The organism is Holdemanella sp. (genome assembly GCF_056804935.1).
On record NZ_DBMEXE010000176.1, the window covers coordinates 1 to 2,948 of the forward strand.

The window sequence follows — 2,948 nt, forward strand, 5'->3', positions numbered from 1 at the left end:
TCAGTTATTTATTCAAGCTCTTATTTAATTTTGATAACTGCATAGTTGTTAGCCATAGCTACACCAACACCAATCATCTTATGAGCTTCCCATTTTTCAGAACCAACTGCTGATTCATTACGTTGGATTACTAAGTCACCACGTAAAGCAACTTTAACAGGTTTTACACCTGAAGGAAGTACGAATACAGTCTTAGTGTCATAGAACCATTTCTTATTAGTGTTGTCTACTAAATAGTTAGGAAGTTCTACAACTCTAACGCCTTTATAAATTTGGATGAAACCATAGTTTCTCTTGTCTGCAGAGTCTTGTGATTCAGAGTGGAATTCAATTCCTTCATTATTAAGTTTGCTTAAAACTTCATAAGAACCGAAGATAGTAGGAATACCATATTGTTTAACAATTGGTAATACTTCGTCTAATGCAGGAGATAATGCTGCTGTAGTAGCGTCAATTGCAGTACCATTTTGATATTTTACAGCATTGTATTCAGCACTTGCTGCAGATTCGCCTGCTGCTAAAGCATCAAATACATCTTTGTAAACGATTTCTTCCATTCCTTCAAGAACGTTATTAAATAATTCACTTAAACTTGCAGTTCCAAGTAAAATGTCTTCTAAAGTTACATATACTGCTACTGTTTCAACATGAGTTTTTAAACTGAAATATTTGCTATCTAATCTAGCTGCTCTATAGATACCACCACGAGCACCTTTAGCGATAGTTAATTTAGCACGGTTTTTACCGATTTTATCAATGTTAAATAAAGGTTCAGCATCACGAGCAAAAGATTTAACTTCTGCAAATTCGCCTAATACTTGTTCTAATTTCTTAGGAAGGATTTCATCCATTGCTTCTTCGATTAATGCGAAAGCTTGAGGTGCTACGGCACGAATTTCACGAGCAGATGGGTTTTCACCTAAACCTAATTCTTTGCAAATTGCAGTGATAGCAGCGTTGTTAACGTCTTCTGCACTAAAATTAGCAGAAGGTTGATTTTCTAATGCGGCGATAAGGCCAGTTTTTAATTCTTTATTCATTGTATTCACCTCGCTCCTATCCTAAATAAATATAGTGGTAAGCTTTTGTTCCATCAGGCATTTCTGCTACGCCAAACCAATCGTCTGATTTGCCTAAACCACTAGTTGCTTCTACTTTAACTACTCTACCTTGAATAACAGTTTTAACATCTGCATACTTTGAATCATTTTCATAGTCAATAGTGCTCATCCATTCATCACCAGGAATTAATTGAACTAAACGAACATTTTCTTCTTCAAGATTAGTTGCATAAAGTTTAGCTCCTTTAAAAATAGTATTGATAGGATCGTTATAAGAAATAAATAAAACCTTGTCAGATGCTTCAGGAACTTTGATTCCGTCTACACTAATAGCACAGATATGACCGTTTTCAAAATATTTAACACCATTAACATCTTTAATGTATGCACATCTTTCTTTAACTGGCATTTGTGCTACAACGAAACCAGGTTGTAAGCCTTTAAGGTTATTAACTTCAATTTGTTCAAATTTTGGTAATAGATCTACAATCATTTTTATAACCTCTTCTTTCTAGCGCTTTAAGTTCTTACGAACAAATGCGTCTAGTGGATTTTCTGTGTCTTTATTTGTTTCTGGAGCATACACAGTAAATGCTCTTCCAATACCACGTACAGATGTAGTATTAACTTCATCATTTACGCGCTTGTAAATTTTTAATAAATCTAATTCAAGATCTTCTGCATTAAAAGTATCAATAGAAGACATATAGTTATTGTATTGTTCTTCAGTTAATACATTCCTATAAGATTCAACTAATTGGACTTTTTTTGCTTTCTTAAGATTTTCATATTCTTCTCTTTCACTGTCAGTAAATGAGGTAGAACTTGAACTCTCAGTTTGTTTGTTTTCATGTCCACACTCACTTTCATTAATTTGTTGTCCTTCGTTAACTAGTGGAGCGTCTTCGACATTTGTTACTGATGCTGCTGCACCGGTGAAATTTGATTGTTGGTCATCACTGTTGTGACCTTCTTCATTCTCAATAGTAGAGGCAGCACTCACAGGTTCAGGATCTGGTGTAGTTTCAGGTGTTTGATTATCAAAATCAGTTTGTTCACCAACTTTTGGTTCTGCACTAGGTTCTGGTTCTGCTTGTCCCATGTCTGTTTCTGCTGAAGCAGTATTATCTTCTAAACTAGCATTAGGAGAAGGTTCTGCAGGTGCTGGTTCAGGCATTTCTTCCCAAACAACATGTACTTCTTTTACTTCACCTAAAGTTACTACTGCATTTTCATCAATAGTATAATAGAATTTTAAATAAGTTGTACTCCCATCAATAAATGAATATACATGACATATTACACTATCATCGTAAAAATCAACTGGATAGATATAATATTCTTCTTGATATTCTTTTTCAATGGCGTTTACTGCTTTAGCGGAAATGTCACCCCATGTTAACTTGATGAATTCACTTAAATTCATTTTTTCGCCTCCATGTTGGTTTTCTTCTAATCGTCTTTCACAATAGTCTTTCAATAATTGCATTTTCTTTGCAAATTCACTGTTTTCATTAAAGAAACTTGAACCTGTAAAAGCCGGTTTTTGATTCATGCCAAGCACACTTACACCAACAAAGTCTCCTGCGGTAAATTCAATGTTTTTGAAGTGTTTCTTGTCATCATAGTTAATTTTGTATTTTGTTGATTTAGGGTCTAACTCTAATGAATGAGGATGACCAGGAATTTTTTTGGCAAGTTCGCCTAATTGATCTGGACGTTCAGTATATAAAATTACATCTGTCACACACCAAGTTTTTCCATCTTCTTCATCATCTTCAAAAGTAATTTCTCCGCAAGGATCAACAATACCAAAGATTTCTTGACGACTAGCATGACCTTCGAAATCTTCACTTTCGTCATCATATCTACTTACAACAGGTGTGT

The 2,948-nt window shown here is 34.4% G+C and carries 3 protein-coding genes; all 3 read right to left on the reverse strand.

All coding sequences use genetic code 11. The annotated features are described in order from the left end of the window. Window positions 1-20: 20 nt before the first annotated feature. Window positions 21-1,040, reverse strand: a complete 1,020-nt coding sequence (locus ACZQCL_RS07695) for a hypothetical protein (RefSeq protein ID WP_482482595.1) — start codon at window positions 1,038-1,040, stop codon at window positions 21-23. Window positions 1,041-1,056: 16 nt separating this feature from the next. Then, window positions 1,057-1,554: a hypothetical protein gene (locus tag ACZQCL_RS07700; protein ID WP_482482597.1), complete on the reverse strand. Its 498-nt coding sequence runs from the start codon at window positions 1,552-1,554 to the stop codon at window positions 1,057-1,059. An 18-nt stretch (window positions 1,555-1,572) separates the two neighbouring features. After that, the coding region (locus ACZQCL_RS07705; protein WP_482482599.1) for a hypothetical protein at window positions 1,573-2,948 on the reverse strand (1,376 nt) is incomplete at its 5' end.

Coding starts and splice junctions, on each gene's coding strand:
- ACZQCL_RS07695 (WP_482482595.1), bottom strand. CDS start 1,040: ATGAATAAAGAATTAAAAACTGGCCTTATCGCCGCATTAGAAAATCAA.
- ACZQCL_RS07700 (WP_482482597.1), bottom strand. CDS start 1,554: ATGATTGTAGATCTATTACCAAAATTTGAACAAATTGAAGTTAATAAC.